This window comes from Micromonospora inaquosa (genome assembly GCF_003857055.1).
In the GTDB taxonomy this organism is placed as follows: Bacteria; Actinomycetota; Actinomycetes; order Mycobacteriales; family Micromonosporaceae; genus Micromonospora; species Micromonospora inaquosa.
On sequence record NZ_QGSZ01000318.1, the window covers coordinates 1 to 20,804 of the forward strand.

At 71.8% G+C, this 20,804-nt stretch carries 19 protein-coding genes; 3 read left to right on the forward strand and 16 right to left on the reverse strand.

All coding sequences use genetic code 11. The features are described from left to right. Nucleotides 1-138: 138 nt before the first annotated feature. From manA to DLJ59_RS29080, 12 genes are all read right to left on the reverse strand, one after another. Complete coding sequence (gene manA, locus DLJ59_RS29025) at nucleotides 139-1,302, reverse strand: mannose-6-phosphate isomerase, class I (RefSeq protein ID WP_124776504.1); 1,164 nt, start codon at nucleotides 1,300-1,302, stop codon at nucleotides 139-141. A 3-nt stretch (nucleotides 1,303-1,305) separates the two neighbouring features. Beyond that, a complete protein-coding gene (locus tag DLJ59_RS29030) occupies nucleotides 1,306-2,313 on the reverse strand; it encodes a cation diffusion facilitator family transporter (RefSeq protein ID WP_124776506.1) in 1,008 nt (335 codons plus the stop codon). A gap of 67 nt (nucleotides 2,314-2,380) precedes the next feature. Beyond that, nucleotides 2,381-3,577: an SIS domain-containing protein gene (locus DLJ59_RS29035; protein WP_091394020.1), complete on the reverse strand. Its 1,197-nt coding sequence runs from the start codon at nucleotides 3,575-3,577 to the stop codon at nucleotides 2,381-2,383. Further along, entirely contained in the window at nucleotides 3,574-3,759 is a 186-nt protein-coding gene (locus tag DLJ59_RS29040; RefSeq protein ID WP_030490836.1) for a Trm112 family protein, read from the reverse strand. Before DLJ59_RS29040 ends, DLJ59_RS29035 begins: the two co-directional genes overlap by 4 nt. Nucleotides 3,760-3,820: 61 nt before the next feature. Continuing rightward, nucleotides 3,821-5,206: a phosphomannomutase/phosphoglucomutase gene (locus tag DLJ59_RS29045; RefSeq protein ID WP_124776508.1), complete on the reverse strand. Its 1,386-nt coding sequence runs from the start codon at nucleotides 5,204-5,206 to the stop codon at nucleotides 3,821-3,823. 70 nt (nucleotides 5,207-5,276) lie between these two features. Further along, nucleotides 5,277-6,335 carry a hypothetical protein gene (locus tag DLJ59_RS29050; RefSeq protein ID WP_208648870.1) on the reverse strand — a complete coding sequence of 353 codons (1,059 nt, stop codon included), beginning with the start codon at nucleotides 6,333-6,335 and terminating at the stop codon, nucleotides 5,277-5,279. Nucleotides 6,336-6,486: 151 nt separating this feature from the next. Then, nucleotides 6,487-7,278, reverse strand: coding sequence for a deoxyribonuclease V (gene nfi, locus DLJ59_RS29055; protein WP_244236289.1), 792 nt, complete (start codon nucleotides 7,276-7,278; stop codon nucleotides 6,487-6,489). A gap of 59 nt (nucleotides 7,279-7,337) precedes the next feature. Continuing rightward, nucleotides 7,338-7,586 (reverse strand): hypothetical protein, encoded by a 249-nt coding sequence (locus tag DLJ59_RS29060; protein WP_124776510.1) that lies wholly within the window; start codon nucleotides 7,584-7,586, stop codon nucleotides 7,338-7,340. Nucleotides 7,587-8,031: 445 nt separating this feature from the next. Further along, entirely contained in the window at nucleotides 8,032-8,472 is a 441-nt protein-coding gene (locus DLJ59_RS29065; protein ID WP_124776512.1) for a hypothetical protein, read from the reverse strand. Then, entirely contained in the window at nucleotides 8,472-12,821 is a 4,350-nt protein-coding gene (locus tag DLJ59_RS37965) for a toxin glutamine deamidase domain-containing protein (protein WP_124776514.1), read from the reverse strand. Before DLJ59_RS37965 ends, DLJ59_RS29065 begins: the two co-directional genes overlap by 1 nt. A gap of 15 nt (nucleotides 12,822-12,836) precedes the next feature. Next, nucleotides 12,837-13,169, reverse strand: coding sequence for a hypothetical protein (locus DLJ59_RS29075; protein ID WP_124776516.1), 333 nt, complete (start codon nucleotides 13,167-13,169; stop codon nucleotides 12,837-12,839). After that, nucleotides 13,166-13,588: a YbaB/EbfC family nucleoid-associated protein gene (locus tag DLJ59_RS29080; RefSeq protein ID WP_124776518.1), complete on the reverse strand. Its 423-nt coding sequence runs from the start codon at nucleotides 13,586-13,588 to the stop codon at nucleotides 13,166-13,168. The genes DLJ59_RS29075 and DLJ59_RS29080 overlap by 4 nt, the downstream gene beginning before the upstream one ends. Nucleotides 13,589-13,666: 78 nt before the next feature. On the opposite strand from DLJ59_RS29080, the gene DLJ59_RS29085 reads away from it, so the two are divergent. The 3 genes from DLJ59_RS29085 (at nucleotide 13,667) to gabT (ending at nucleotide 17,771) form a co-directional block, all read left to right on the forward strand. Then, nucleotides 13,667-14,908 (forward strand): SUKH-3 domain-containing protein, encoded by a 1,242-nt coding sequence (locus DLJ59_RS29085; protein ID WP_124776520.1) that lies wholly within the window; start codon nucleotides 13,667-13,669, stop codon nucleotides 14,906-14,908. A 151-nt stretch (nucleotides 14,909-15,059) separates the two neighbouring features. Next, nucleotides 15,060-16,496 (forward strand): gamma-aminobutyraldehyde dehydrogenase, encoded by a 1,437-nt coding sequence (locus tag DLJ59_RS29090; protein ID WP_124776522.1) that lies wholly within the window; start codon nucleotides 15,060-15,062, stop codon nucleotides 16,494-16,496. A 3-nt stretch (nucleotides 16,497-16,499) separates the two neighbouring features. After that, on the forward strand, nucleotides 16,500-17,771 hold the full coding sequence (gabT, locus tag DLJ59_RS29095; protein WP_124776524.1) for a 4-aminobutyrate--2-oxoglutarate transaminase: 1,272 nt from the start codon (nucleotides 16,500-16,502) through the stop codon (nucleotides 17,769-17,771). 47 nt (nucleotides 17,772-17,818) lie between these two features. On the opposite strand, the gene DLJ59_RS29100 is transcribed toward gabT, so the two are convergent. The 4 genes from DLJ59_RS29100 to DLJ59_RS29115 form a co-directional block, all read right to left on the reverse strand. After that, on the reverse strand, nucleotides 17,819-18,493 hold the full coding sequence (locus tag DLJ59_RS29100; protein ID WP_124776526.1) for an RlpA-like double-psi beta-barrel domain-containing protein: 675 nt from the start codon (nucleotides 18,491-18,493) through the stop codon (nucleotides 17,819-17,821). Between the two features lie 57 nt (nucleotides 18,494-18,550). Then, entirely contained in the window at nucleotides 18,551-19,228 is a 678-nt protein-coding gene (locus DLJ59_RS29105) for a M15 family metallopeptidase (RefSeq protein WP_124776528.1), read from the reverse strand. Next, the gene (locus tag DLJ59_RS29110; protein WP_124776530.1) at nucleotides 19,225-20,355 is read right to left on the reverse strand and encodes a D-alanine--D-alanine ligase family protein; all 1,131 of its coding nucleotides are present in this window, start codon (nucleotides 20,353-20,355) and stop codon (nucleotides 19,225-19,227) included. Before DLJ59_RS29110 ends, DLJ59_RS29105 begins: the two co-directional genes overlap by 4 nt. Continuing rightward, nucleotides 20,352-20,804: pyridoxal-phosphate dependent enzyme (locus DLJ59_RS29115; RefSeq protein ID WP_124776532.1), on the reverse strand; the 453-nt coding region annotated here is incomplete at its 5' end. The genes DLJ59_RS29115 and DLJ59_RS29110, both read right to left, overlap by 4 nt.

Sequence of the window (20,804 nt, forward strand, 5' to 3'; positions counted from 1 at the left end):
TCCCCCCGGTTTGGTTTCCCCCGCACGTTCTCGGACCGTCGTCGCGATAACGCTGCGTACTCATAGAGTCACACTCGGCAAAGGCGTCGTCAAGCTATTCCGGGAAAGTCGGACTTGTGTCGTTCGCCGGTGTGCGGGTCAGCGCAGCCCGGACGTCGCCACGTACGCCATACCAGCGCCGTCGATCCGCAGCGGCACATCGGACGCCGTGCCGATCGCGGCCTCGCCCGAGACCAGCGTCAACGCCCCGGCACCGTCGTCGACGGTGATCGAGCCGCCAGCGCAGAGCACCACCCGAGGGCCGGGCAGCGACAGCGTCACCGAGGGCACCGCGGCGTCGACCCGCACCCGGTGCAGCGCGAAATCGTCCACCGGCACCGGCCACCAGTCCACGCCGGGGCCGACCGGCTCCGCCGCCCGCACCGGATCGTCGAGCACCTCGAAGCGCAAAACCCGCAACAACTCGTCGACGTCCACCCGCTTCGGGGTCAGGCCGCCACGTAACACGTTGTCGCTGGCCGCCATGATCTCGACTCCGCAGCCGCTCAGGTAGGCGTGCAGGTTGCCGGCCGGCATCCAGATCCCCTCCCCCGCCACCAGCCGCACGTGGTGCAACAGCAGCGCGACCAGCGCACCCGGATCACCCGGGTACGCCTCGGCCAGCCGGCGGGTCAGCTCCGCGTCCGGGCCGTCGACAGGCGCCGCCACCACGGCAGCCAGCAACTCGTGACGCCTGGCGACCGGCCAGCCGAGCAACGTCCGCACCGCCGTCCGCAGCCCCGCCGGCCCGGCCCGCAACGCGGCGACCACCGGCGCCAACGCCGGTACGCCGAACGCGGCGAGCGCCTCGGCCGACTCCGCCGGATCCCGGAACCCGCACAGCGCCTCGAACGGGGTGAGCGCGACCAGCAGCTCCGGCTTGTGGTGCGGGTCGGAGTAGTTGCGCTGCCCCTCGGGACGCCCCGCCTCCGCCGCGTAGCCGGCCTGCGCCTGCTCGGCGTCCGGGTGGGCCTGCAGACTCAGCGGAGCGTCGGCGGCGAGCACCTTGAGCAGGAACGGCAGTCGACTGCCGAACCGCTCGGACACCCGCTGGCCGAGCCACTGCCCTGGCTCGTCCCGCACCAGGTCACAGAGGCTCACCCGCAGACCGGCGCGATCCACGTGGGCCGGGGCGCCCGGGTGGGCCCCCAACCACAGCTCCGCCTCCGGACCCGCGCTGGGCACCGCGCGCCCCTGGAGGAGGGCGATGGCCGAGCGGGAACCCCAGGCGTAGTCCCGGATCGGTCCGTACAGTGGCTCCACCCGTCAGCCCCCGGACTGCCCTGCCGCCTCGCCCGACGCGTTCTGCGGCTGCGGCACTGCGGTATCGGCGGCGGCGCCGGTGCCGGCCTTGGCGGCGGCGACGCTGTAGACGTCCGGCTCCAGATAGATCACCCGGGCGATCGGCACCGCGGCGCGGATCCGCGCCTCCACGGCGTTGATGCCGCGCGCCAGGTCGTGGGCGCTCTCCCACTCCGGAACGGCGATCTTGGCGGCTACCATCAGCTCTTCCGGGCCCAGGTAGAGCGTCTTCATGTGGATGATCCGCTCCACCTCGGGGCCGTCGGTGACGGCCCGCTCGATGGCGCCCAGGTCCGACGCCTCGGCACCCTCACCGAGCAGCAGGCTCTTCGTCTCGATGGCCAGCACGACGGCGATGATCACCAGCAGCACACCGATCATCGCGGTGCCGGCGGCGTCCCACTTGCCGTTGCCGGTGATCAGCGTCATGCCGACGCCGAAGAGCGCGAACACCAGACCGACCAGCGCGCCGAAGTCCTCCAGCAGCACCACTGGCAGCTCCGGCGCCTTCGCCCGCCGGATGAACCGCACCCAGGACTGATTGCCCCGGATGTGGTTGGACTCCTTGATGGCGGTCCGGAAGGAGAACGACTCCATGATGATCGCCGCAACCAGTACGACCACCGGCAGCCAGTGCCAGGACTCGATCCCGCCGGCGTGCCCCCACTTGTGGTACGCCTCGTACAGGGCGAACAGGCCACCGATGCTGAACAGCACGATGGACACGATGAACGCGTAGATGTAGCGCTCCCGGCCGTACCCGAACGGGTGTTCCGGGGTGGCCGCCCGCTTCGCCCGCTTGCCACCGAGCAGCAGCAGACCCTGGTTGCCGGAGTCGGCGACCGAGTGGACCGCCTCGGCCAACATCGACGACGAGCCGGAGAGCAGGAACGCAATGAACTTGGTGACGGCGATGCCGACGTTGGCCAGCAGGGCGGCGACGATCGCCTTCGTCCCACCGTTGGCGCTCATGCCACCGCTCCGCTTCGCCGCACGAAGCCGGCCGGTCCACGCATGGCGCGCCGCCCCCTACGTTCGTTCACTGGTTCGACAGCTCCTTCATCTCGGTGATGGCCGGAACGGCCATCGGGTCCAGCCCGTGGGCCAGCGCAAGGTAGATCGAGGCGAAATCCGGAACGGCGATCAGCGACGCCAGCCGCTCCAGGGCGGAACCGCCCTCGGCGGTCACCACGTCGCAGCGCACGCCACGACGCTCCGCGAGGGTTTGCACGGCGTCCGCGCGGCGTTCCTCCACGGCGAGCGGCTCGTCGGTGTCGTCCTCGGCGTTGAGCCCGCCGTCGCGCAGCAGCACCAGCCGCAGCCGGGTGCCCTCGCCGTCGTCCTCGGCCGGGTCGGCGAAGATGTCCCGCTCCCCCTCGGCCAGGCCGCCGAAGACGCCGTCGAGCAGCCCGACGCGACCCCGCCCGGCCTCACCCAGCGCTCCGGTGACCACCGGGTAGCGGGCGTTGGCCGACAGGGTGTCGCCGAACCGGCGGGCCGCCACCGTGGCCAGCGGGGACGAGCCCCAGACGATCGGGATCGAGCCGGCCAGCCCCAGCGCCAGTGATTTCGCCGGGTTGACGAAGGACTCGGCGGCGGACCGACAGCGGTCGGCGTCCGCGTCGAGCCGGGCCGCGGTCTCGGCCAGGTCCGCCTCGTTGACCTTCACGAGCCCGAGGGAACGGGCGGCGAGCAGGACCGGCACGGTGAGCGCCCAGAGGCTGGCCCGGGCCGGGGCACGCCGGGGCACCGGGATGAACGGCGCCCGGGCCTGCTCGGCGATCGACTGCAACTGCGAGTCGGGAGCGCCCACGGCGACGAGTCGGGCACCACGCCGGTGGGCCGCCTCGGCAGCGCCGAGCGCCTCCGGGCTACGTCCGGACGCGCTCACCGCGATCACCACGTCGGCCGCGCCCACCCAGCCGGGTACGCCAGCGGAGCGGTGCCCGATGATCGGGACCGGGCAGCGGGGCCCGGCGACAGTGGCCAGCACGTCCCCGGTACGCCCCGCCGTGCCGATGCCGGCGATCACGACGGCTCGGGGCCGCCCGTCGTCGGCGAGCACCGCCAGGTTCGCCTCGGCCGCCAGCGCGGCGCTCTCCCGAACCTGCGCACCGGCCGACGCCGTGTGCCGGAGCATGCCGCCCGGGTCGGCCTCGGCCAACGCCTGCGGGTTGTCGAGCAGGGCCTCGTCGGCGTCACGGCGTCCGCTGACCCCGGCCGTACCGTCGATCATGACGGCTGCCCGGGGCCGCCGCGCGCCTCGTCGAGCAGCAGCACCGGCACGTCGTCGCGGACCTCGAAGATCCGGCCGCACTCTGTGCAGGTCAACGTCTGCGCCTCGGCGTCATAGGTGAGCGGGGCGTGGTGCGTGTCCGGACAGGCAAGGATCTCGAGCAACTGCGGATCCAGGGCCATGGCGCGGCTCCTTCCACGTGTGCGGCTTCACCGACGGCGGTGCCGACCGGCGCAGGCGATCTTATCGGCGAACGCGGTCGAGCACGTCGTCCCGGAGCGAGACCATCCGATCCCGGGTGGGCGCCTCGACGTTGAGCCGCAGCAGCGGCTCCGTGTTGGAGGCGCGCAGGTTGAACCAGGCGCCGTCGGGGAAACGCAGGGTGAGGCCGTCCATCTCGTCGGCCACCGCGTCGGGGTACGCGGCGCGCACCTCGGCCACCGCCGCCGCCTGGTCGACCACCGTCGAGTTGATCTCGCCGGAGGCGACGTAGCGCTCGTACTCACCGGCCAACACGGACAACGGCAGCGACTGCTCGCCCAGCGCGGCCAACGTGTGCATCGCCGCGAGCATCCCCGTGTCGGCGAACCAGAAGTCCCGGAAGTAGTAGTGCGCGGAGTGCTCGCCGCCGAAGACGGCGTTGGTGCGGGCCATCTCCGCCTTGATGAAGGAGTGCCCGACCCGGGCGACGACCGGCTGTCCACCGTGCTCGCGGATGATCTCTGCGACCGCGCTGGAGGTGATCAGACCGTGGATCACCGTGGAACCGGGGTGCTTGGCCAGCTCGCGGGCGGCGACGAGCGCGGTGATCGCCGACGGTGAGACCGGCTCGCCACGCTCGTCGATCACGAAGCACCGGTCGGCATCACCGTCGAAGGCCAACCCGATGTCGGCCCCGTGCTCGACCACCGCGCGCTGGAGGTCGACCAGGTTCGCCGGATCCAGTGGGTTGGCCTCGTGATTGGGGAAGCTGCCGTCCAACTCGAAGTAGAGCGGCACGATCTCCAGCGGCAGCGGTGACAGGGCCGCGTCGCCCAGCACGGTCGGCACGGTGAAGCCACCCATGCCGTTGCCGGCGTCGACGACCACCTTCAACTGTCGGATGCCCGAGAGGTCGACCAGCTTGCGCAGGTAGCCGGCGTAGTCGGGGAGCAGGTCGCGCCGCTCGGCGGGCCGGGTCGGCGCACCGGCGGGACGAGCGTCGCCCGAATCCAGGAGGGCCTGGGCCCGGTCCCGGATCTCGGCCAGACCGCTCTCCTGGCCGATCGGGCGCGCACCGGAGCGGCACATCTTGATGCCGTTGTACTGCGCCGGGTTGTGGCTGGCGGTGAACATCGCGCCGGGCAGGTCGAGCGAGCCGGACGCGTAGTAGAGCAGGTCGGTGGAGGCGAGCCCGATCTCGATCACCGAACGCCCCTCGGCGCGTACGCCGGTGGCGAAGGCGGCAGCCAGGCCGGGTGAGGTGGCGCGCATGTCGTACCCGACGACGACCGCGTCACCGGGCTCGTCGGTGGAGTTGAGCAGCTGGGTGAAGGCGGCTCCCAGGGCCTCGGCGGCCCGCTCGTCCCACTGGTCCGGCACCGTCCCGCGGACGTCGTACGCCTTCACAATCTGGGACAGATCAGACACGTGTTCCACTCCTTGGCCGCAGGTTAGACACCGATCCTGAGCCTAACGGAGCGGCCGGGTCGTACTCCGCTCAGCCGGGGAGCCGGGGAATGAACACGGTGTGGCCGCCGCCGTCGGTGGGCGGGTCACCGGGCAACGGCGGACCGTCGGGCCGACCCGGCATCGGCTGCGTCGCCTCCGGGGCTGCGGCAGGGGTCTCCGGCCGGGCACCGTAGACCCCGCCGGTGGCGGGACGCGGGGACGGCACCGCACCCCAACCGGCGGCCGGCGGCTGCTGGCCGTACACCTGACCGGGGCGACCGGGCGCGGCCGGCAACCCACCCCCGGCGCGGTAGGTGGTGCCGCCGGGGTTGCCCGGCAGGACGCCGGAGCCGTCGTCGGACGGCTTCCGGTCCTGCCGCGAGCGACGGAACAGCAGAACGATGAGCAGCAGTCCGACCGCTACCAGCACAATGCCGAAAAACATCACCGGTGATCCTCCTCCGGACGATTCGGCGGCAGTCGCCGTCGTGTTCGGCGCGGCGGACACGACGCCCAGCGCCGCCGGGTTCACCGCCTCGTCGACGGTCGCGACCTCGGACGGACTCGGGGTGGGAGTCGGCTTCTTCGACGGCGACGGCGACGGGGTGACCCGCGCTCCGGTCAGCCGCGCCGCGTCGGTGGAGTGACCCAACATCCGGCCGGCGGTGCTGAGGCCCGCACCCGTGACCACGAGACGGCCGCCCGGCGTACCCGCCGCGAACGCCACCCGGTAGCGCACCGTGATGCCCTTGCCCTTGCACAGCTTCGGCTTCGCGGGTGACGTCTGCGCGGTCGACACGTTGCCGCCGCCGCCGGTGACGGCCACCGGGAGCCAGCGCCCGCCCACGTTGACCTGGACCGTCACCTGGTTCGGCTGTAGACCCACCATGGTGAAGCCCAGCGCGGTACGCAGCAGGACGCACCCGTCGGTGCGCTTTCGCACCGCGACGTTCACCCCCTGCGCGGAACCACCGGCGGCAAAGCTGCTGGCCGCGCCCACTCGGACCGAGTCCGCGTCGGCCAGCGCCGGCGACGCACCGAGCACCACCAGGCCGCCTGCCAGACCGCAGACCGCCGCGAGCCGTGCCACGCGTCGACGCACTGTCATGATCACCTCGCCGTTCTTCCCGGATGGGGTCCGCAGGTCAGGCTACTACCGGCCCACCCACCCCATCGGTCATAGAGCGGCCCGGATGTGTGCGGCGTTACGGTTTACCGCCCGACCCGCCGACCCGCCGCTGGCCGGACTGACCAGCTGATCAGCCGGCCTGTTCCGCCTCGGCGAGGGCGTCGCGGCACAGCCGGTCGGCGGTGCGGGTGGTCTCCGGCAGGCGGTAGCGCGGAGTCAACGCGAGCACCTGCGCTGTCGCGTTCTCCAGACTCATCCGATGGCCGACGCTGACAAAGACCGGCTTCACCCCGTCCCGGGTCCGCAGCACCCGACCGACGACGTCACCACCGTCACGCAACGACGACCAGGAGCCCCGCTCGACGGACGGCGGATCCCACGTCCCGACCAGTGGCGTCTTCCCCACCCCGATCGCGGGCAACCCGGTGACCACCCCGAGATGGCACGCGAGCCCGAACCGGCGCGGATGGGCCAGCCCGTGCCCGTCGCAGACCAGCAGGTCCGGGATGGTGGTCAGGCGGTCGAGCGCATCGAGCAACGCGGGCAACTCACGGAAGGCGAACAACCCCGGCACATAGTCGAACGCGGGTCGCCCCACACCGACCGCGGAGTCCACCACCGCCAGGGTCCGGGCATCCAGGACGGTCACGGCCGCCGCCAGCAGATCACCACCCTCGGCGTACGCGACGTCCAGGCCGGCCACCGTCGCGGGCGCGCTCGGACCCGGCCCGACCAGGTCCACCAACGGCCGCAACTCCTCCTGTACGGCCACCGCCTCGGCAACACTGCCCGGCCGCGTTGTCCCCACAGTCCCCACGGCGTGCGCGGCCCCCACGGCGTGCGCGGCCCTCGCGGCGTGCGCGGCCCTCGCGGCGTGCGCGGCCCTCGCGGCGTGCGCGGCCCGCCATGATCCACTCGACATCATGAAAGTCGGGCCATCCCCCGGGCCTGGACACCCCGACTTCAAGGAACCCGAGTCGATCACCCTCGGTCTACGGCGTCGACGCCATCCCCGGCGACTCCGCCGTCCGGGCCACCCCGGGCTGGGCCACCCTCGGCCCGGCCCCTGATCGCACCCAGGCCGAGCGCGAAGGCAATGCCGAGGGCGACAGCGAAGGCGACGCCACCCTTCGCCCCGAACACCGGAAGGCCGATCGCCAGGCCGACCAGGATGCCAACCGGCCAGGCCCAGACAGTGGACCTGATGCCCTGCGTGTCAGATCTCGCCATGCATCGATCTTAGTCGGCGCGGCAAAGGCCCCACCGGTCGCCGTTCACGACAGGGCGACCGTCACTCAGGCAGGCCCCAACTCGTCACGGGCCTGCTCAACCCACCGATCGACCCCGTACGCGCCACTGCCGCCTCGTCGAGCAACTCGCAAGCAGCTTCCCGAGCACCGTGGCTCGCGGCCAGATCCGCCAAACCGATCAGATTCGCCCTCGCCACGGGCGTCACCCAACTCCCGGTACAACCCGGCCGCCCGCTCGAAGAGCGTCAGCTCCTCTGCATCCTCTAACCCGGTATCCAGGAAAAGGGCATGCACAAACCGACCCCGAGCCAACGCCACATCCGCGTCCAGCGCGGCGAGATCCCGCTCCGCCCCGTACCAACCGCGCGTCCACTCCTTCGGTCATCACCGGCCATCCCCTCTGTCCGGCCAACTGCGGCGTATGCCTACGCCGCTCTCGCTATATCGGGGTCCGCGCCAGGATCACCGGCAGCTCGAAGCTGCTCCTCGAACATGACGAACGTCCGCTGTCGAATTCCGCGAATGAGCGCCTGCTCCTTCAGCGTCTCGTGCCGCGCCTCGGCGTCTGCCAGAAGTTCAATCGAGCGCACCGTCTCGTAGAGCGCGAAGATTGGTCCTTCACCCTTGAGGTAGTGAGCCCGGAAGGCCTCCACCTCCTGAACGAAGTCCTCTGCCGTACGACGGAATATGTCACCTCCAACGCCTAGCGTGACCTCAGCAAAGATGTCGTTCTTCTCGTGCCAACCCCCAGAGTCGATAGACAACCGCCAGACCCTGGCACCACCGTCAGGAGTCTCGACGATCTTCACTGGTGATTGGTAGTAGAGGTAATAGGAGGGAAGCACCAGACCCGGCATCTCGGCCATTAAGACTTCTCCTCGAAAGTTGACTGTAATGCCGTCCAGAACAGCTGTTGCTCACGAAGACGAATGCCGTCCGTGATCGCTCGCTCTCGAGGCGTCAAGGCTCGGCTCTCCTCCGCGGCAAGGGCCTCAACGTCCCGTCGGACCTCGTAAAGCACATGCTCCCAGACCGCGACAGCATCGAGCGCAGCCAGGTGGAGGCGGAATTCGGCTAGGTGACCGTTCCGCATCCGCAGCACGATTTGCACGTCCCGATAGCCACTACTCATTGGTGACACAAACCGATCTTCACAGCTCACAGCGACGACACCGGGGTGCTCCTTGACCCGTCCGAGTGCGGCGTAGAGGTCGTCGAGGTTGCGGAACTCAACCTTCGCGGCCGCCAGGTCGAGCAGCTTGGACGCATCGCCCTGGTGTTTGGCCACCTTGTCCTCAGCTCGACGACGATCCTTGGGCTGAGGACGCCAGCCGGGCTCACCGACCCGGCGGTCGCCGAGGTGGGCTAGGGATACTGCTAGCTGATTCAAATCTGCCTGCGCCTCTATCGCCGCCGAGTAGAGGCCGTCGAGGTAACGCTTCCGGTAGACAGGGTCGTCGCGTCGGACCTCGTCGAACCCCGCCTGAGCCACCGGTCCGCGACGCACCTGAATGCTTGCGCTGATCCTCAATTGCTCGCCGGTGAGGGGTGTGGGCTCTGGTTGGGGCACTTGCGGACGATCCGAGTCCTGTCGCATGGCCTCCTGTTGGGCGACGTCGTCGAGCACCTCGGCTAGGACGTCGATGGCCTGTTGATGGCTGGCCAGGTGATACAGGGTCAGCGGACGGGCCGTCAGCGACTTCGCGAGTTCAGGCGTCGACTGGATCATGCGCACCAGCGCCGGATGCTGCACCAGCCGCCGCACCAGGCCCTCGGCCAGATCCGGCTCGTTCCGGGGCGGCTCTCTCCGAGCGCTGTCGAGCATGTCCCGGACCCGGTCGTCGGCGAACAGCCGTACAAGATCCCGTGCCGACGCGTCGTCCAGGTCCGGCACCAGACGCCGAAGGGTGGGCGGGTCGACGGCCGTCGCGAACTCAACGGGAGTCACCCCAGCCGCGAAGACCTCATCCACACTGTTGGCCGACGAGACGACGCGGCCAGGACCGCCACCCGATCTGGACTGGCCGAGATCAGCACTCGTTGGATTGGCGGGATCGAGGGCCGAACCCGGGCCGTCGAGGAGCAGGTACATCCGGTTGATGTACGGGTCGCCGTGGCCGCCGTTGTCGTGCGTCGGTGGGTGATCCGGCAGGTCGGGCCGTTCGCTGAACCGGCCCCGGGGCAGGCCGCCGAGCGGCATGGGTCGGCCGTCCCCGCTCAGCACCAGCGCGTCGATGCCGACCACGTCGGGGTAGAGGGGTCGGTCCCGGACCACGCCGTTCTGCGGGTCCACGTAGAGCACCGTGCCGTTCTGGTTGAGCGCCACCCAGGCGTGCGAACCACCGTGCGCCCACTCGGTGACCAGGAACGAGTAGCTGCCGTGGCCGCCCAGAAGCAGTTGGTCGTGCAGGTTGCGGTAGCCCTGGTCGGCGGCCTGCCGAGCCTGCCCGGCGTCCGCTCGTTGGCCGGACGCCGGGGCGAGGAGTTGCTGGAAGCGCCCCCCGGTCACGTCCTCGACCCGGCCCGGGCCGCCGGCCTCGCCACGGATGGGACGCCGGATGTCACCGTCGAGGTAGCCGTCGAAGGTACGCGGCGCCGAGACGCGGGGTCGCCCGTGCACCCAGGTCTCGAAGAGCGACAGTGTGCAGTCCAGGCAGTTGATGCCCCGGGTGGCGTCGGCTGCGGGACCGCCGTCGTTGAGGAGTCGGAACCAGCCGCCCTGCCGGGGGTCGGCGGTGCGGATGATGGTGCCGTCCGGCTCGCGGGGCATCTGCCGTTCGACGTCGACCTGGTGCAGGGCGAGCGGCGGACGGAGTCCTCCGGGCTGCCCGTACGGCCGGGAGTCGTCGATCGGCGGCGGATCGTCGTCGCCGGTGAGCCTGGACGGGCCGGCGGTCTCCACCGCGCCGAGGGCGAGCGCGCCCACGTCCCGGTTGGCGTGCTCGAAGGTGGCGCTGATGTCCACGACCGGCGGGGCCGTGCTGCCAGCCAGCACCGCGTCTGCCAGGTCACGCCATTGCGAGTACGCGCGAGCCTCCTCGTTCGCGGCGCGCTGCCAGCCGTCGGCCCACTGCCGGTTGCCGGCTTGGTGCAGCTGCCGGGCGTAGGTGGCGTACTCGACGACTCGGCGATCGTGTTCCATGGCGCGGGTGTGCAGACGGGCGGCTTCGGACTGCCGGCGGTTGGTCTCGAACCCTTTGCGCAGTGATTCGTAGTGCTCCTGGTAGCGCCGCCGCTCGGCGGCTTCCGCGGCGGCGGCCCACTGCGCCGCGTACGAGTCGTTGGTTTCGGGCTCGCGCATCGACGGGGCACCGAACGCCGCCACGTCGACGGGGATCGACGCCCTTCCCCGGGCTGGGTGGTCGGGCGCTCGTACGGGTGCGGGCGTTCCCCGCGTGGGGACACGCGGCGGCACGGCGAATCGACCCACCACCGGTGGCGTGGAGGCGACCGGCGGCGCACCGTTGGTGGCGGTCGGGACGCCGTAGGTGACCGGCGTCGCCGGGCCGGGGCTGATCGTCGGTGCGGAAGGGCTGGTGACTGGAGACCAGGCGGTCGGGCCGGGGGTGGTGGCGTGTGGCGAGTTGCCAGGGTGGGCCGGCGGCGCACCGGTGGCAGGTGGCCCACTGTTCGATTCGAGAGGGCCGACCACTGGCGCCGCCGCCGAGAGCGTGGGGTCGGCCATGACCGGGTGCGGTACGCCCGTTCTCTCGTCGAACGGCGCGACCGTCGATGGGGTCGCCTCGGTCGGGTGTACCGGGCGTTCCGTCGCGTCCACGTCGGACACCGACTGGACCGGCATCGGTGAGGACACCGGCACGTCGGGTGCGACCGGAGACGCCGGCGCGGCTGCCCGCGTCTGCTCGACGCCCGGTGACGTCGGCGCAACCACCTGGTTCGTCGGCGCAGCCAGCTGGTTCGTCGATGCCGCGGCGACGGTCTCCGTCGCCTGCGTGGGAACGCCACCAGCCGTAACCAGACCACCCGCAACCGCGCCACTGGCAGCCCCCGCGACCGTAGCCCCGACCGCAGGCGAGACCGCCGCCTCAGACGCAGCCCCCGCCGCAGACGGGACCGCCGCAGACGGGACCGCCGCAGAGGCGGCTTCCAGGGAGGAAGACGCCCCCGAGAAGGCCGCATCCGCCGCGACGGGCACCACGGGCGGAAGGGAGGGACCCGCGAACGACGCTCCGGCGAGGGCGTTGGCCTGCGCGTCGAGCCGCGCGCGTAGCGCGTGGTCGGTCTGGCCGGTCGCCGAACCGGTGGCCCCGGACGCGGCGGCGCGCGCCACGTCCTCCATTGAGGTCGGCCCCTGACCGGTGGCCAGGCTCGCCGCGCTCTCGGCGAGGACCTCGCCGGTCATCTCCCGCCCCAGGTGCTCCCCGACCCGCGCCGCTCGCCCGGTCGCGTGCCGGCCCAGGCCGGCCAGCGGGGCCACCGCCCCGCCAGCGAGCCCACCGACCGCCGAGGCGCCGAGGTCGGTCAGGTCCAAGCCGTGTGCCCGTCCGGTGGAGTTCTGGTACGCCTGTGTCGCCAGGGTGACCCCGGCCTCCTCGGTGGCCTCCTCCAGCCCTTCGCGGGCGGCCCGCTTGGCGAACCCGCGTGCACCCCCTCGGGCGACCTCCTTGGCGGCCCGCTCGCCGGCCTCCTTGAGCCCGTGTTTGAGGGATTTGGCGGCCAGTTGGCCCATCAGCCGCCTGAAGATCTGTTGCACCAGCAGTCGGGTGGCGGTGATCGCCACGCCAGCGGCCGGGGTTGCGGCACCGGCCGTCAACACCGCCGCGACCGCCACGGAGAGCAACTCGACGACCAGGATGCCCAGCTCGATCCAGACTTCCAGCTTGGCGCCCTCGATGTCGCATCCGCACTCCTCGACCAGTCGGCCCAGGTCGGCCGTGACCGCGAGCAGGACGGGAAGCGGGGCGTCGGCGCCCTCGGCGATCCCGCGCCAGGCTGCCTCGAACGCCGCGTCGACCGCCCCGACACCGCCGTACCCGTTGTGCACCTCGACGGCGGCCGCGGCGGCGTCGGCGTGCGGCCCGGCGAGCACGGAGGCGACCGCGTACCACTGGTCGGCGACGTCCCAGACTGCCCGCTCGTTGCCCTCCGGCCACTGCACGCCGACCACCCAGTCGAGGGCCTCGTAGATCCAGCCGGGCACGTCCCACGGCGCGTGGTCCAGTGGGTGCGGGATGGGACTCGGCAGCACGCTCATCGGGATCGTCGGTTGTCAGCGCCGGTCGGCGGCCCGACCGAGGCGGGTGGCGTTGGCGGCGTCGGTCTGCACGCTCGCGTCGACCGACTGGACCACATCGCTGCCCATCTCGGTGAGGCGGTGCCCGACGCCCACCCAGGCGCGCAGCACGGTCTGCTCGAACCCGCGGTAGTTGCGCTCGAAGGCGGCGCCGATGTCGTCGCGGCCCCACGGCCGGGCGCCGCTGGCGGCCTCGATCGCGCCCCCGTCCGCCGCCCGACGGGCCGTCACGGCCTCGCCGGCGAGCGCCAGGTCGGCGCCACCCCGGCGGGCCCGGGACGGATCAAGCCAGAGCTGCCCGTCGGTCATGGCTTCGCCTCACCCTTGTCGAGCGCGGCGTCGGCCCGGCCGAGCAGCGCGGCGTAGTCGCCGGTTTTGAGGAAGTCCACCGTCCCGGAGCCGGCCGGCATGCTCTCGGCGACGAGGTCGCGGGTGGCGTCGGCGGCGGCGGTCGCGGCGGTCCGGATCGTTTCGGTGATTTTCCGGCCGAGCGCCCCGGCGTCCCGGTCCCGATAGATGGCCGAGGTCAACTCAACCTCGATCAACTGGCCCTGCGCGCCCACGGTCGCGGTCACCTGCCCGTCGGCCGACCGCCGGGTGACCCGCAGCGCGGCAAGCCGCGCCTGGAGAGTGTCCAAACCGGACCTGAGCTGCTGGTATTGCCCATACAGGTCGTCGAATCGGGCCCGTAGCTCGCGATTGACATCCCGGTCCGCCTGTTCGTCCACCGCCGCCCTCCCGTCACCGTCGGTAGAGCGAAACGATACCGGCTGCCATCGATCCGTGTAGTCCGGTAGTTTCAATGCGTGATCGACCGTCAACAGGCCGAACAACTCGCCGCCACCTGGGCCCGCCGTGACTCGCAGCGCCTCGGCCACGAGTGCAGCGCGATGGTCGACGAGTTCGACCTGGGTTACGTCATCACGTCCGTCGTGCCCAGCGAGGTGCGCACGGTGCCGGGCGACCTGCCGACGACCGTCATCGACAAACAGACCGGCAGGGTCACCACCTGGCCCCGGGTGCCGAGCACTGTGGTGGCGGAGATGTACCGGCGTAGCCAGCCCGCGGGGCCGACCGCCCCCCGCACCGTCGACCCATCGAGCCTGCTGCTCCGGGAGATAAGCCGGGGCGCCACCCCGAACACCGCAGCGCACCTGACCATCGACGGGCGGATCTGGACGGCCCAGGGCACGAAGGCCGACGTGCCACTCAACCATCACCCGCTGGTGCGCGACTATCTGGACCAGCTACCACCCGGCGAGTTGGTCCGCGGCGGGGAGGCTCATGCCGAGCTGATCGTGGTCTCCGACGTCCTGCACGAGTACGACCACCGCCGCGCCGCCGAGGGCATCGCTCCGATGGGGCGGGCCGAGGCAGCCGCGCTCCTGGAGGATGCCCGCTTCGAGATCTTCCGGATCCGTGAGCCGGGTGATCCCGCAGGTGGGCCCGCCGAGCGGCCCTGCGACTCGTGTCTCTCCTTCCTGGTGCGGGCGAACGTCCTGCCGGAAGCTGCTCGCGCCTACGCCGAGACCTGGAACGCGCCGGAGGCGACCGACCCCGATCCCGGGCGCTTCCCCCCTGAGGTCGCCAACGCGCTGGTCGCGGCCGGCTGGCGGCCACACATCGGCGATCAGATCATGGCCGCTGCCGCCGTACGGGACGTCACGTCGGTGCCGGGGCGCGACCATCGGCACGAGGTCTTTCCCGCCGCCGTGGAGGCGCTCACCGCGTTCCCCAGTCTGGTCGGGGCGCGGCGCGGCCGGGGCGAGCAGGTGTGGATCTCGCGTTTCGACATTCGCCCGCACACCATCGCGCACACCGCCGACACCCTCGCGGACTTCGGCGCGGTGCTCGGCGTGCGCCTCTTTCCGATCGGCACCGAACAGCAGGACAGCATCCTGGCGGTGGACGAGCGCGGCCGGGTCTTCGCGCTCGATCAGGCCGGCGAGTGGTTCCTCGGTGACACCGTCGACGCCGCGCTGACCACTCTGCTGCTCGGCCGCGCCCCCGCCCGGGTGCGCGACGACGGCACCTGGCAGGCCGACTAGCGCGGCAGCGACGGCGGCGTCGACCTGGTCGGGTGTGGCAACTGTCGACGGAAACAGTCGCGATAGCCCTTGTCTGCCGCGAATTCGGTAGCGAAGATGGCAGAGAGATTGCGATAACCGCCGCCCTCGGCCCCCTCGGAGTGATCCCGTCATGAGTGACCAGCAGCAGCTGCGCAACTTCGTCAACGGCTCCTACGTCGACCCGGCCGACGGCGGCTACGCCGACCTGGTCGACCCCTGCACGGGTGACGTGTTCGCCCAGGCCCCGGTCTCCGGCGCCGCCGACGTGGACGCGGCGATGAGCGCCGCCGCCACCGCGTTCGAGAGCTGGCGGGAGGTCACCCCCGCCGAGCGGCAGCGGGCGCTGCTCAAGCTCGCCGACGCCGTGGAGGCGCGGGCCGCCGAACTGGTCGACGCCGAGGTGCGCAACACCGGCAAGCCCCGGCAGCTCACCGCGGACGAGGAGCTCCCACCGGCGGTGGACCAGTTCCGGTTCTTCGCCGGTGCCGCCCGGATGTTGGAGGGGCGTTCCGCCGGGGAGTACCTGGCCGGGCACACCTCCTACGTGCGGCGGGAGCCGATCGGTGTCTGTGCGCAGGTCACTCCCTGGAACTACCCGCTGATGATGGCGGTCTGGAAGATCGCCCCGGCGCTCGCCGCCGGCAACACGGTGGTGCTCAAGCCGTCGGACACCACACCGGTGTCGACGCTGCTGCTCGCCGAGATCGCCGCCGAGTTCTTCCCGCCGGGGGTGTTCAACGTGGTCTGCGGCGACCGGGACACCGGTCGTACCCTGGTGTCGCACCCGACCCCGCAGCTGGTGTCGATCACCGGCTCGACCCGCGCGGGCATGGAGGTCGCCGCCGCGGCGGCCCCCGACCTGAAGCGCACCCACCTGGAGTTGGGCGGCAAGGCCCCGGTGGTGCTCTTCGATGACGCGGACGTGGCGGCGGCGGCCGAGGCCATCGCGCTGGGTGGCTACTTCAACGCCGGGCAGGACTGCACCGCTGCGACCAGGGTGCTGGCCGGCCCGGGCGTCCACGACGACTTCGTGGCGGCGCTCGCCGAGCAGGCCCGCACCACGAAGACCGGGGCACCGGACGACGCCGACGTGCTCTACGGCCCGCTGAACAACGCGAACCAGCTCGCCCGGGTCAGCGGTTTCGTGGACCGGTTGCCGGACCACGCGGCGATCCAGACCGGCGGGTCCCGGCAGGGTGAGCGCGGCTACTTCTACGCGCCGACGGTGGTCTCCGGGCTGCGGCAGGCCGACGAGATCATCCAGGACGAGGTGTTCGGGCCGGTCATCACCGTGCAGCGCTTCTCCGACGAGGACGAGGCGGTGCGCTGGGCCAACGGCGTCGACTACGGCCTGTCCGCGTCGGTGTGGACGCGGGACCACGGGCGGGCGATGCGGATGACCCGTCGACTGGACTTCGGCTGCGTCTGGGTCAACACGCACATCCCGTTCGTCTCGGAGATGCCGCACGGGGGCTTCAAGCACTCCGGGCACGGCAAGGACCTCTCGGTCTACAGCCTGGAGGACTACACCCGGATCAAGCACGTCATGCACAACATCGAGGGCTGACCCATGGCATCGTCGGAGGAGCTGCACAAGCGGCGCGGTGATGCCGTCGCCAGGGGTGTCGGCAGTGTCATCTCGTCCTACGTGGACCACGCGTCCGGCGGGACGGTCACCGACGTCGACGGCCGGGAGTGGATCGACTTCGCCGCCGGTATCGCGGTGACCAGCGTGGGCAACTCCGCCCCGAGGGTGGTCGAGGCGGTCCGGGCGCAGGTCGAGCGGTTCACCCACACCTGCTTCATGGTCGCGCCCTACGAGTCGTACGTGGCGGTGTGCGAGCAACTCAACGCGTTGACGCCCGGCGGGTTCGAGAAGCGCTCGGCGTTGTTCAACTCCGGCGCGGAGGCGGTGGAGAACGCGGTGAAGGTCGCCCGGCACGCCACCGGGCGGCCAGCGGTAGTGGTGTTCGACCACGCGTACCACGGCCGAACCAACCTGACCATGGCGTTGACCGCGAAGAACATGCCGTACAAGCACCGGTTCGGGCCGTTCGCCGGGGAGATCTACCGGGTGCCGATGTCGTACCCGCTGCGCGACGGCGGGCTCTCCGGCGAGCAGGCGGCGGCACGGGCCGTCGAGGTGATCGAGAAGCAGGTCGGCGCGGAGAACGTCGCCGCGCTGCTCATCGAGCCGATCCAGGGTGAGGGTGGCTTCGTCGTACCCGCGCCGGGTTTCCTGCCGGCGTTGCGCGCCTGGGCGACGGCGGCCGGGGTGGTCTTCGTCGCCGACGAGATCCAGACCGGTTTCTGCCGGACCGGTGACTGGTTCGCCTGCCAGCACGAGGGCGTCGAACCCGACCTGGTGACCCTGGCCAAGGGCATCGCCGGTGGTCTGCCGCTGGCTGCGGTGACCGGTCGGGCCGAGCTGATGGACGCGGTGCACGTGGGTGGGCTCGGCGGCACGTACGGCGGTAACCCGATCGCCTGCGCCGCCGCGCTGGCCACCATCGAGACCATGCACGAACTGGACCTGGCCGGTGCGGCCCGACGGATCGAGTCGGTGCTGTTCCCCCGGCTACGGGCCATCGCCGACCGGGATCCGCGGGTCGCCGAGGTACGCGGCCGGGGCGCGATGCTCGCCGTGGAGTTGGTGCTGCCGGGCACGCTCACCCCCGACCCGGTCGCCACCGCGGCTGTCTCGGCGGCCTGTCACGCCGCGGGCCTGCTCACCCTGACCTGCGGCACGTACGGCAACGTGCTGCGCTTCCTGCCCCCGCTGGTGATCTCCGATGGGCAGCTCGGCCGGGGCGCGGACGTGCTCGACGCGGCCTTCGGCTGAGCGGCGTGCGGCGGAGGGGCCCGGTGCACCAGGCCCCTCCGCCGATGTCAGCGCAGCACCTCAACCGTGTTGCGGCGTACCAGGTTCTTGCCCGGCTCGCGGATCTGCTCCATGGCGGCGGAGTTGAGCAGCACGCAACTGCCCGACGGGCCGGTCACCGTGACCGTGGTGGCCCGGTTGTTGTCCAGGTTGGTCACCCGCAGGCGGGTGCCCACCGGGAACTGCCCGCTGGTCGCCGCCGGCCCGGCCGCCTCCTCGAAGAAGGTGATCGCCCCCGTGCACGCCGACCGGGGTGCCGGGCCGGGCGCGCCGGGCGACGCGGCGCCGGGGCGGACCGTGCCGGGGGCCGGAGCGCCGGCGGGCGGTGCCGCGCCGTCGACGCGTTCCACCACGTTGCGGCGGATCACGTTCTTCCCCGGCTCCCGGACCAGCTCCATGGCCGCCGCGTTGAGCAGCACACAACTGCCCGACGGGCCGGTCACCGTCACCGTGGCCGCCCGATTGTTGTCCAGATTCGTCACCCGCAGCCGGGTACCCACCGGGAACCGGTCGCTGGTCGCCGCCGGCGCCCCGTCCTCCGCCGAGAAGGTGACCGAGCCGGAGCAGACCGACGACCGTGCCGGGGCCGTGTCGGCGAACCCGAAGCTGGTTCCCACCGCCACACCCACTGCGGCGAGCACCGCCACGCTCGCCGCCAGCACGTGTTTGCGCTGCACCCTCATCGCCGTCACTCCCGTCCTCGGTGGTGTCCTTCACCCACCGGTACGGGCCGCAGCGCCCTACCGTTCAGCCGGCACGGGTATCGATCCTGCGGTGGCCAGGTCCACCGGCCCGTACCGGGTGTGCGGCGCACCGGTGATCAGCGCCCAGTAACGGTCGCCGTACGACCAGTGCCACCACTCGGTCGGGTAGTTCACCATCCCCGCGCCGCCGAGTGCGTCCACCATGATCTGCCGGTGTCGACGGGCGACGCCGCGGATGGTCGGCGCGTCGGTGAAGCAGGCATCGGCGCTCTCCTCCGGGGTGGCGTCGATGGCCGTGCCCAGATCCAACTCCACACCGTCGTCGGTGCAGAGCGTCAGGTCCACCGCGCCGCCAGTGCTGTGCGGGGCCACCTCGACCGGTGAGACGAACTTCGTGGTCTCCCGGTGCAGCCGCTCCGGCGACCAGTCGGGGTGTAGTCGGCGCAGCTCGTCCCGGTATCCGGTGAAGATGGCCAGCTGCGCCCGGTACGGCCGGTAGCCCTCGACCACCAGCAGGCGCAGCCCACCGGGCAGGGCACGCTGCGCGGCGAGCAGGCGCTCCACCACACCGACGCGCAGCTGGGCGTACGCCCCGGCCGGGTCGGCCGCCCGGCCGTCGAGCCGCAGCTCCGGCAGCTCGCGCAGGTCCACCAACGGGTCGCCGTCGTCGGCGCTGGGCACCGCCGCCACCCGGGGATCGGAGAGCAGGATCATCGGAGGCTCCCCGCCATGCTCGCGGACCGTTCCGCGTGGCGGACGCGGGCCAACTCGACGAGCCGGTCCACCACCTCCCGATAGCTGATCCCGACAGCGGCCCACACCTTCGGGTACATCGAATGCGCGGTGAAGCCGGGCATCGTGTTCAGCTCATTGACGTACAGCTCACCGGCCATCTCGTCGTAGAAGAAGTCGACCCGGGCAAGGCCCCAACCGCCGATCGCCGCGAACGCGCGCAGCGACAGCTCACGGACCCGCGCGGTCACCTCGTCCGGCAGCACAGCGGGGACGATCATCGGGTCGGCGTCGCCGAAGTACTTCTGCTGGTAGTCGAACCAGCCACCGCTGACCCGCACCTCGCCCACCGCCGACGCCTCGGGACGCCAGCCACCGAGCACCGCGCACTCCAACTCCCGGCCGGCGACGCCCTGCTCGACCATGACCAGCTGGTCGTGGCGAAGCGCCTTCCGCACGGCGGCAGCCAGGTCGTCACCCTCGCCGACCCGAGAGATGCCGATCGACGAGCCCATGCTGGCCGGTTTGACGAAGAGTGGCCGGCGCAGCCCGGTCACCAGCTTCTCCGGGTCGTCGACCGCCCGGTAGGTGTGCGCGTCGAACGCCACGTACGGGGTGACGGGGATGCCCTCGGCGCGCAGCGCCCGCTTCATCGCCACCTTGTTCATGCCCACCGCCGAGGCGAGGATGCCGCACCCCACGTACGGCACGTTCAGCGACTCCAGCAGCCCCTGCACCACACCGTCCTCTCCGTACGGGCCGTGCAGCACCGGGAAGACCACGTCCAGCTCGGCGTGCACCGCCCCGGGGGCGTTACCGGCGGTCACCTGCACCACGCCCGGACGCGGACCGGCCCGCAGCTCGACGGCCGGCCCGCTCACCACCAGCTGGTCGTCGATGGCCCGCTCGCCGGCCGGCCGGTCGCGCAACTCGGCCAGCAGCGCGTCGGGCAGCAGCCGAAACCCGCCGCTGCGGGTGACGCCGATGGCGACAGTGCGGTAACCGCCGCCGGCAAGCGCCCGAGCCACCCCGAGCGCGGAGGCACAGGACACCTCGTGCTCCGCCGACGGCCCACCGAACAGGATGCCGATACGAATTGGCGCGTTCATGCCGCCGCCCCTTCCCGGGTCAGGTCGCCGGATCGTGGGGCCATCAATCGGGCCACCAACGCCGCCTCCACGTTTCCGCCGGTCAGCACCACGCCGACCGTCCGCTGCCGGTCTCCTTCCGGCGCAAGCCGGAGGGCGCCGGCCAGGCCGGCCGCGCCGGACGGCTCGGCGAGCACCTTCAGCTCCGTCAGGATCAGCCGGAACGCCGCCGCGATCTCGTCGTCGTCGACCCGGACCACCCCGCGCAGCGTGTTCCGCACGATGGCGAACGGCAGCTCACCCACACAGGACGGCCGCAGCCCGTCGGCGATGGTGGGCGCCGGCGCGACCGGCACCCGAACACCCGCCGCCAGGCTGCGGGCGAGCGAGTCGCAGCCCACCGGTTCCACGCCGTACACCTCGATGCCGGAACCGGCGGCGGCCAGGCACCCGCCGGCCACCCCACCACC

Coding starts and splice junctions, on each gene's coding strand:
- DLJ59_RS29030 (WP_124776506.1), bottom strand. CDS start 2,313: ATGAGCGCCAACGGTGGGACGAAGGCGATCGTCGCCGCCCTGCTGGCC.
- DLJ59_RS29035 (WP_091394020.1), bottom strand. CDS start 3,577: ATGATCGACGGTACGGCCGGGGTCAGCGGACGCCGTGACGCCGACGAG.
- DLJ59_RS29040 (WP_030490836.1), bottom strand. CDS start 3,759: ATGGCCCTGGATCCGCAGTTGCTCGAGATCCTTGCCTGTCCGGACACG.
- DLJ59_RS29050 (WP_208648870.1), bottom strand. CDS start 6,335: ATGACAGTGCGTCGACGCGTGGCACGGCTCGCGGCGGTCTGCGGTCTG.
- nfi (WP_244236289.1), bottom strand. CDS start 7,278: ATGTCGAGTGGATCATGGCGGGCCGCGCACGCCGCGAGGGCCGCGCAC.
- DLJ59_RS29060 (WP_124776510.1), bottom strand. CDS start 7,586: ATGGCGAGATCTGACACGCAGGGCATCAGGTCCACTGTCTGGGCCTGG.
- DLJ59_RS29065 (WP_124776512.1), bottom strand. CDS start 8,472: ATGGCCGAGATGCCGGGTCTGGTGCTTCCCTCCTATTACCTCTACTAC.
- DLJ59_RS37965 (WP_124776514.1), bottom strand. CDS start 12,821: ATGAGCGTGCTGCCGAGTCCCATCCCGCACCCACTGGACCACGCGCCG.
- DLJ59_RS29075 (WP_124776516.1), bottom strand. CDS start 13,169: ATGACCGACGGGCAGCTCTGGCTTGATCCGTCCCGGGCCCGCCGGGGT.
- DLJ59_RS29090 (WP_124776522.1), top strand. CDS start 15,060: ATGAGTGACCAGCAGCAGCTGCGCAACTTCGTCAACGGCTCCTACGTC.
- gabT (WP_124776524.1), top strand. CDS start 16,500: ATGGCATCGTCGGAGGAGCTGCACAAGCGGCGCGGTGATGCCGTCGCC.
- DLJ59_RS29100 (WP_124776526.1), bottom strand. CDS start 18,493: ATGAGGGTGCAGCGCAAACACGTGCTGGCGGCGAGCGTGGCGGTGCTC.
- DLJ59_RS29105 (WP_124776528.1), bottom strand. CDS start 19,228: ATGATCCTGCTCTCCGATCCCCGGGTGGCGGCGGTGCCCAGCGCCGAC.
- DLJ59_RS29110 (WP_124776530.1), bottom strand. CDS start 20,355: ATGAACGCGCCAATTCGTATCGGCATCCTGTTCGGTGGGCCGTCGGCG.